This window comes from Novosphingobium rhizovicinum, assembly GCF_040813635.1.
GTDB classification, from domain to species: Bacteria; Pseudomonadota; Alphaproteobacteria; order Sphingomonadales; family Sphingomonadaceae; genus Novosphingobium; species Novosphingobium rhizovicinum.
The window spans coordinates 1-7,565 of sequence record NZ_JBFNXR010000027.1 but is presented as its reverse complement, the minus strand read 5'-3'; the positions used below and the strand labels follow the sequence as shown (position 1 = coordinate 7,565).

The 7,565-nt window shown below is 59.0% G+C and carries 4 protein-coding genes and 3 pseudogenes; 3 read left to right on the top strand and 4 right to left on the bottom strand.

Annotated elements, in window-relative coordinates; all coding sequences use genetic code 11:
- Window positions 1–105 precede the first annotated feature (105 nt).
- Window positions 106–1,083: a YihY/virulence factor BrkB family protein gene (locus ABUH87_RS08485; protein WP_367772480.1), complete on the bottom strand. Its 978-nt coding sequence runs from the start codon at window positions 1,081–1,083 to the stop codon at window positions 106–108.
- Window positions 1,084–1,378: 295 nt separating this feature from the next.
- Window positions 1,379–2,142, bottom strand: a pseudogene (locus ABUH87_RS08480) (integrase core domain-containing protein).
- 140 nt (window positions 2,143–2,282) lie between these two features.
- Here ABUH87_RS08480 and ABUH87_RS08475 point away from each other — a divergent pair.
- Window positions 2,283–2,594 (top strand): annotated as a pseudogene (locus ABUH87_RS08475) (transposase); the annotation flags it as partial.
- 76 nt (window positions 2,595–2,670) lie between these two features.
- On the opposite strand, the pseudogene ABUH87_RS08470 reads toward ABUH87_RS08475, so the two are convergent.
- A pseudogene (locus ABUH87_RS08470) lies at window positions 2,671–2,776 on the bottom strand (IS5/IS1182 family transposase); the annotation flags it as partial.
- A gap of 1,127 nt (window positions 2,777–3,903) precedes the next feature.
- Between ABUH87_RS08470 and ABUH87_RS08465 the strand changes: the two are divergent.
- On the top strand, window positions 3,904–5,265 hold the full coding sequence (locus ABUH87_RS08465) for a putative bifunctional diguanylate cyclase/phosphodiesterase (protein WP_367772478.1): 1,362 nt from the start codon (window positions 3,904–3,906) through the stop codon (window positions 5,263–5,265).
- Here ABUH87_RS08465 and ABUH87_RS08460 read toward each other — a convergent pair.
- The gene (locus tag ABUH87_RS08460; RefSeq protein ID WP_419956682.1) at window positions 5,262–6,191 is read right to left on the bottom strand and encodes a crotonase/enoyl-CoA hydratase family protein; all 930 of its coding nucleotides are present in this window, start codon (window positions 6,189–6,191) and stop codon (window positions 5,262–5,264) included. The two genes, ABUH87_RS08465 and ABUH87_RS08460, sit on opposite strands and share 4 nt — an antisense overlap.
- A gap of 170 nt (window positions 6,192–6,361) precedes the next feature.
- Between ABUH87_RS08460 and ABUH87_RS08455 the strand changes: the two genes are divergently transcribed.
- A protein-coding gene (locus ABUH87_RS08455; RefSeq protein WP_367769135.1) for an IS3 family transposase occupies window positions 6,362–7,533 on the top strand; the annotation gives its coding sequence in 2 pieces (ribosomal slippage) (window positions 6,362–6,614 and window positions 6,614–7,533; 1,173 coding nt in all).
- Window positions 7,534–7,565 lie beyond the last annotated feature (32 nt).

Sequence of the window (7,565 nt, the reverse complement as noted above, 5' to 3'; positions counted from 1 at the left end):
AGTAGCCGAACGGACTGGCAGGCTTGCGAGGACGGGGCATCGAACCGCCGTACCCTGCCCTTGTTACCAGCCGGTGCACTTGGTTTGACAGTGCCCACACGAGCTTTAAGCGACGTGATCGGCACTCCACGCGCCGCGGGTGCCTATTGGTTGCTCTGGCCCTGTAGTAGTGTCGCGGCCAGTCTGGTGCTCCAGCTCAGAGTTCAGTTCAGCCCCAAAGACTAGAAGATAGCTCGACAGGAAGAGCCAGGTCAGCAGGATGACCACGGCAGCCAGCGAACCGTAGGTAGCGCCGTAATTGCCAAAGTTCGCGACGTAGGCTCCGAAGCCAAGGGTTAATGCAACCCAACTAACAGCAAACAGAGCAGAACCTGCTGATAGCCACTCCCAGCGGGCCTTCTCCCGGGACGGGCCGAAGCGATAGAGCGACGCCGCAGCAGCCGCTGCCAAGGCTGCGAGCAGGATATATGAGATGCCTTTGGCCGCGACGGAGAGGAGCGGAGAGGATGGCAGCACTGCCTCGAATTGTGTTAAGATCGCGACTGCGAGCAGAGCGAGCACAGCAAGAATGACCGCGGCGGCTGTGATCGCCAACGCCAGCAGGTTCAACTTTATGAAGCCTCGGCTCTCCACTTCCTCGTAAGCAATATTCAACGCGGTCACGATGGCGCCAGCGCCGTTGCGCGCACTGAATATTGCAAGCGCAAGCGCCACGAAAACGCCGAGCCCCTTCTTCTCGCTGGATGTCTGAACAACAACCATCAACTGCTCGCCAACAAGCTGGGCGATGTCTCGAGGCATGATTTCCGTCATTGCTGACATGTTTCGGGTGACGGTCTGCGGATCGGCAAAGAGGCCATAGCTCAGCACAACGGCACCCAGTAGCGGCAACAAAGCGAGGAAGCCGTAAAAGGAAACTCCGGCGGCGACCAGCCCGACATTGTCCTTCGACGCTTCCTTGGCCGTGCGCGCCACCACGTCTTTCCACCCCGCAAACGGCATCTTCGAGGGGGACGTGGCATCCCGTCCGCGCCCCTTTTGGCGTTCGGCTCCGGTGTGCCGCTGCTCCACTGAAGTGCCCACTGCGATCTCCGGTTGCGCGATGCCGGCACGGCACCAAAGGCAGGAAAGCCATCGGCCGCCACTCCCGGCTGGTCCACAAGGCTGACGGACCTAAGAAGGGTCGGATCGGGAAGAAGTTCCCCGTACCTGCCTGCCAATTGGGCTCTTGCGGACGAGCGCTGACGATCAGCCAATTGCCACGCGTCGGTTCTCCTCGGAGGCGTCAAGAGTAAGAAGCACTGCACCTGCGAAGGTGAAGGCGTTCATTCTTTCGGGCGTAATCTGCCAGCGCGGCCGACATCAAGCGCGTCGGCCCTTAGATGTTTGGTCCCGGAAATTGATGGGTCGGGTCTGACGTAAAGCGATGTGGCTCTCTGAGCCAAACTTTGCAGATGGCTTCGTAGGGGGTGAGGCCTTTGAGGGTCTTGAGCCTTCGCCCGAAGTCGTAGGCAGCGACGAAGTCGGAGAGGTGCTGTTGCAGTTGGTCATGGCTGTCGTAGTGGTAGCGCTTGATGGTCGCGTCCTTGATCGTCCGGTTCATCCGCTCGACCTGACCGTTGGTCCATGCATGCTTCGGCTTTGTGAGCCGGTGGTCGATGTCGTTCTCGGCGCAAGCGAACTCAAAGCTTTGGGCACGGAACAGCTCGCCGGCGGCGATGCCCAGCTTGATCTCCTCGAGAGCGGAGCCGGGGTACTTGAGACCGGTGAAGTGGATGCGGTTGTCGGTGAGCATGGTGTGCACCTTGTACGGTACGGCGGCGATGAGATGGCGCAGGAAGTCGCCAGCGATCCTGGTGGTGGCTTTCTCATGCAGCTCGACGAACGCGAATTTGCTGGTGCGATCAATGCCACCAGCAGGTAGAAGCGGCCCTGCTCGGTGCGGACCCCGGCGATGTCGATGTGGAAGTAGCCGATCGGGTAGGCCTTGAACGTCTCCCTGGTCGGCTTGTCTCCCTCAATCTCCGGCAGGCGGCTGATCCCGTAGCGCCTGGCCAGCGTCCTCAGGCTGGCTTGACTATGCTGGATCGCTCGACGGACTGCTTCAGTCGTTGTGGCGCTCCCGTGGAGTACCTGCCCCATAGCGCTTCCTTCGAGCTGACGGTGAATAATGCACCATCAAAGCCTGGGATCAGACATCTATTGAGGCTTGTGCGCGGGTGGGCGTAGACACGTGCGTTGATTGCTGATTCTATGGCTTTTCCGCAGAGGGAGAGCAGCAGGTGTCGCATTGTTCGATTGGTCAGGAGCGGTTCGGTTTTGCTGGACGTGCACGGTCGGCCGGAGCGTCGCTGGACGAATTTGGCGAGCTGATCGACTGGGCTCCTGTCGCCGCTCTTCTGGATCTGCTCTATTCGGCAACCAAAGGTGAACCTGCCTGGCCGCCGCTGGCCATGTTCAAGGCGCTACTGCTCTCGATCTGGTATGATCTGTCGGACGTCAAACTGGCGGAGGCGCTCGACGACCGCGCTTCATTCCGGCAGGTTTGCGGGTTCTCCAGTACAGAGGCGACGCCGGAGCGGACTGCGTTCGTGCGCTTTCGCAGGCTGCTGGTCGCGGGCGGCCTCGACGTCAGCCTGTTCGAGGCAATCACAGCCCACCTCAAGGCGAGACCCGCCGATCATCTACCCGGGGCACCCCACGCGGCTTGGTTGGGCAACAACGGCTCGATGATGAGCCACTCCTTGTCCGCCAGTTCATACCGCCGCCGTGCCATACGTCCTCCGTTGCCGAAGGATGCCTCAATCACGCCACGCGCGACAGCTCAACCTGGTTTATGAGTTCACGCCCTAAACTCTCCCTCACGCCCTCACGCCTTCAATCTAGCCGAAATCGCACCGCACTGTGAGAAGTCCGGGCTAATTGAAATCCAATCGCCTTAAGCTACGCTGCTCCTGCAGCAAAATGGTCCGTGTGACCGGCTGAACGGATCAGCTCTGCGGAGGAACGATGATGTGCCTTTCAGGTTTACTGTTGAATTCCTGATCGGATGAGAATGGGTGCAACGTGGCGTATCGCAGACAAAATGAGTTCAACCGATGTTCATCAGTAACTTAGACCCCCATCTTCATTCTGTCAGACACACATCTTCACCATTCATTAACCAATTTCTTCTATGCATTAACCCTAATAGAAAAGGTGCCGTTAATGCAATGGTGGCAGTCTCAGAGGTTCGGCAGGCAGGGTCGTACGCACTCCGTAGAGCATGCGGGTGGTCGCTTGGGGCGGATAGACTGCGCCACTCAGGATTATCACCATCGGGAAACGTCTGCAGCTGATTGTCGGCCAAGTAGCTCCGCCCAGCAACAAGTCAGGGCCTCCCTAGTCGACTCACTCTACAGCGCCCGCAGCTCGCTTATTATCGGCGCCGTAGCGACCAGCGCCGTCAGCGTCTTTCTGGCCAAGCAGGCGAGAGACTTGCCTCTGACGGTCTGCGCCCTTTGTGTCTGTTCGCTAGCATCGTGTCGGATTGCGTTATCGCTCCTCTACGCGCACCGGAAAAGCCGCTGTCTTCCGATGACGGTCCAACGATGGGAGCGTTCTTTCGCATGGGGCGCGTGGGCCTACTCAATGCTGCTGGGCTTAGTCGGTGCGCTTACTCTTCTACGCTCGTCCGACGAAGGCCTTCATCTTTTGGCCGTAGCAACAGCCATCGGGTATGCAGCGGGGATCTCTGCTCGGAATGCTGGTTTGTCACGGATAGCACTTGTCCAGCTTGGACTTGCACTATCGCCGATTGCGGTCGTACTCATTGCCTCCGATCGTCCAAATGCATGGGCGTTAGCTTGTACTATCGTTGTACTTAGCTTTGCCATGGTGGATATAAGCGTCAAAACTCATCGCATGATAATCGACGCGCTAACTTTGGCGCATGAAAAGGCAGAGCTCGCTGAGACCCAAGCGCGGTTGGCCCGTGAGGACTGTCTAACCGGCTTACCCAACAGGATGTATTTCAACGAGCAACTAGAGGCGTGTCTGAACGCGCATAAGGCTCATGACCTTCTGGCCGTTCATTGGTTTGATCTGGACCACTTCAAGGAAGTTAACGATACGCACGGACATATGGCTGGGGATGCACTCCTCTCCGAAATCGGGAGGAGGCTTACGGCGCACTTCAGCGGCACCGATAGCCTTGCTGCACGCGTAGGAGGAGATGAGTTCGTCGTCCTGACGCGGTCCGAGGATGGAGCAGACGTGGAGGCAATCGGTAAGGGAATTCTCAAATCAGTAGCCCAACCCTTTAGAGTTGGTGCGAGCACGCTAGAGGTGACCGCCTCGGTGGGCGTCGCTGTGGCTACAGATGATTGTCTAGTAAGTGGCGAATTGCTCGCGCGAGCTGATCTAGCCTTGTATCGGGCAAAGGCGAGCGGACGAGGCACCGTCTGCTGCTACGAGGCTGCCACAGACGAGTTGGTACAGCGCAGGCGGATGTTGGAAAGGGAGCTGCGCTTTGCATTACATCGAGGCGAGTTCGAGGTATTCTATCAGCCTGTTGTGAGTCTCCAGTCCGGTGAAATTACATCTTGCGAGGCTCTCCTGAGGTGGAACAATCGTGCCCTTGGCTCAGTCTCCCCCGCGGAGTTCGTGCCCGCCGCCGAGCAAATTAATCTGATGGACGCCATTGGTGAATGGGTCCTACGTGAGGCGTGCCATGAGGCCGGCCGGTGGCCCAGCAATGTTCGTGTTGCTGTGAATGTCTCGGCGGCTCAGCTTCGCAACCACAGGTTCGCTGCGCTAGTCCGCTCAGCACTCGAAGCTTCGGGCATTTACGCCGGGCAATTAGAACTCGAGGTGACTGAAACCATGCTGGTGGAAGACGATGAGGACACGCTCAACGTGCTTCAATCGATCAATGAGCTTGGCGTGCGCACGACACTCGATGATTTTGGGACGGGGTTTTCCTCACTTAGCTACCTCACAAAGTTCCCCTTCCAGACGTTGAAGATCGACGGATGCTTTGTGGAGGATCTTGATCATGGATCCGCCCCCATGGCTATCATCCAGACAATAGTCGAGCTGGCAGCGGCCCTGGGTCTCGAGACCATTGCTGAACGCATCGAAACGCAAGCTCAACTCGATCAGATTACCCGGGCACGGTGTTCTGCTGGACAAGGTCACTGGTTTTTTAAGCCAATGGCGGCCAAGGAACTGCGCTGCCAGCTGCTCAGCGCGGGCCGAGATGCTCGAACTGCCTCACTGACTTAGCTTCGACGCTCATTGCGAAGGCGATCCTGCGCATTAACCAGGCGCCGCATCATTTTAAGATCCGTAGGACTTAGTTTTAGTGCTGCGTCTGCCCACATATCGACGATCAATTCGAGCTCACCTAAAGTCACAGGGCTTACGGCACGCGACGCCCGATAGATGGCACAGTGGCCGCTATGCCGGCGAACGTTCTGAATAATGTACTCCTCGACAACACGGCGCCCTTGACCCGGCTCCGCCAGCGCATGAACAATTCCAAGATCGTACATCTCCTCGGCCGTGTACGTCCTTCCGCTGAGGATCAAGCGCTCAGCTTGGGCAGAGCCCAACCGTCTAGATAAGAAGCAATGTGCTCCCATTCCGGGGAAAAGACCAAACAGGGTCTCCGGAAGACCAAAAGAAGTCCCCCGCTCCGCGACTACAACGTTGAAGGAGAGCAAAGACTCAAAGCCGCCGCCGAATGCATCTCCTTGGACAAGCCCGATTGTGACGAGCGGAAGGTCGAGACCGACCGTATAGCGGTACAAGATACGCACACATTCGCGGCCATATCGAACAAGCGCATCCCGGTCGCCTTCTTGTATGCAGGCCGAAAACAGCTCGAGATCGCCTCCCAGAGAAAACACGCCTGGAAAGCGAGAGCCGAGAACTGCGTAGCGGATGTTGAGGTCGCCGCTCAGACATGCCTCTTCAACCTCCGCTTGCCAAGTGGCAATGTCGTTCAGGAGTTCCGGGCTAAAACTGGGCCGCCCCTTCGGATCCATGTAGGTCCAAAGTGTGGTTGTACTTTGATCCCAACTCACGTCGAGCTGGTCTAGCGAAAACAGGTCGGTCGGACGCGTCCGACGTTGCGACTTAGCGGTTCGAGACGAGAATGATATCGGTTGCGCCGAAGGAGTAGCTGCTTCTTGACAGGCAATCTTCACAGGTTCGCTCCAAAAGTTAGGCAACGATTAAAAGGAGAGGTAAAGCAAATTGCTTTACATCACGTTACCGCTTCTGAAAAAGTGGTCCTGAAATCGACACTGGGGGTGACCTGACCCCCTGATTTTCCTCCACGCTCGATTAGAGTCCGGTCCATGGAAGGACGGACGAGATGAAGCGTAAGAGGTTTTCAGAAGAGCAGATCATCGGCGTGCTGAAGGAAGCCGAGGCAGGGGCGAAGACCGCAGACCTGGCACGCCGGCACGGGGTGTCGGAAGCGACGATCTACAACTGGAAGTCGAAGTATGGCGGGCTCGAGGTATCCGAGGCTCGGCGGCTGAAGGCACTCGAGGACGAGAACGCGAAGCTCAAGCGGCTGCTGGCCGATGCGATGCTGGACCAGGCTGCGCTGAAGGATCTTCTGTCAAAAAAGTGGTGACGCCCGCCGCCAAGCGGGAAGCTGTGGCTCATCTCCGGGCCTGCCACGGGATGAGCGAGCGGCGGGCGTGCCGTGTCGTTGGTGCCGATCGCAAGGGCGTGCGCTACCGCTCGACGCGGGCCGACGATGCCGAATTGAGAGAGAAGCTGCGCGAGCTGGCGAACCAACGCCGGCGGTTCGGCTATCGCAGGCTGCATATCCTGCTGCGCCGGGAGGGCGTGATGATCAACCGGAAGAAGACCCAGCGGATCTATCGGGAGGAAGGACTGGCTGTCAGGCGGCGGCGCAGCCGCAGACGTGCGATCGGCGCGAGGGCGCCGGCACCGGTTCTGGCCCTGCCGAACCAACGCTGGAGCCTGGACTTCGTGCACGACCAGATGGCGTCGGGCCGGCGGTTCCGTGTGCTCAACGTCGTCGATGACGTGACCAGGGAGTGCCTGGCAGCGGTGCCGGACACGTCGATCTCCGGGCGCCGGGTGGTGCGCGAGCTGACCGAGCTGATCGCGAAGCGTGGCAAGCCGGGGATGATCGTCAGCGATAACGGCACGGAACTGACCTCCAACGCCGTGCTGGCATGGTGCGGGGAAATTGGCGTGGAGTGGCACTACATCGCGCCCGGCAAGCCGATGCAGAACGGCTATGTCGAGAGCTTCAACGGCCGCATGCGCGATGAGCTGCTCAATGAGACGCTCTTCCTCAGCCTCGATCACGCCCGCGCCGAGATCGCCGCGTGGGTGGAAGACTACAACCGGGAGAGGCCGCACTCGGCCCTTGGATACGACACCCCGGCGGCGTTCGCCGCCGAACTGCAACAGCAATGGCCTGCTCCGCTACGCCCTACGGGCTCCGCTGCGCAGCCCATTGCTTCAACCGCGCTCATGCGCAAAACAACCGCCCGGCTCTAATCCCAGCTGGAGGAAAGCTGGGGGTCAGGTCA

Excerpts from the sequence above, each read along its gene's own strand:
- ABUH87_RS08465 (WP_367772478.1), top strand. The coding sequence starts at position 3,904 with ATGATAATCGACGCGCTAACTTTGGCGCATGAAAAGGCAGAGCTCGCT.